The 399-nt window shown below is 43.9% G+C and carries 1 protein-coding gene; it reads left to right on the top strand.

Translation table 11 applies throughout. The features are described from left to right. A partial coding sequence (locus tag ACYVRH_RS14920) for a phage integrase SAM-like domain-containing protein (protein ID WP_461257640.1) occupies nucleotides 1-399 on the top strand: 399 nt, incomplete at both ends.

Here is a 399-nt window from a genome sequence, read left to right as displayed (position 1 = left end):
GGCGGCTAGGGTTCTGGTAAACAGGCTTTTGAAAGATGGGGCGTTGTTGCCGAAAAAAGACGATGTGCCTACCTTCGGCGAATATTCCGTGAACTGGTGGGATTGGGAAAATTGCGAGTACCTGAAAAAAAGACGGAAAAGGGCGAACCTGACGCAAAGTTATTCTGACCACATGAAGCGGAATTTGGATAAGGTTATTTTGCCGTATTTCAAAAACATGAGAATGGACGCCATTACCCCCGCCGTGATTGAGGCTTTTTTGGACAGCCTTATTAAACAAAAATATAAAAACACGACCATTAACGGCTATTACGGAACTTTCAAAACTATGATGATTGAGGCTGTGGAACGTGGGATAATTCCTGTTGACCCTACCGCCAAAGTTGAACGGCTTATAAA

It is taken from the genome of Treponema sp. R80B11-R83G3, assembly GCF_054786115.1.
This window is presented reverse-complemented; position numbering and strand designations above follow the sequence as displayed.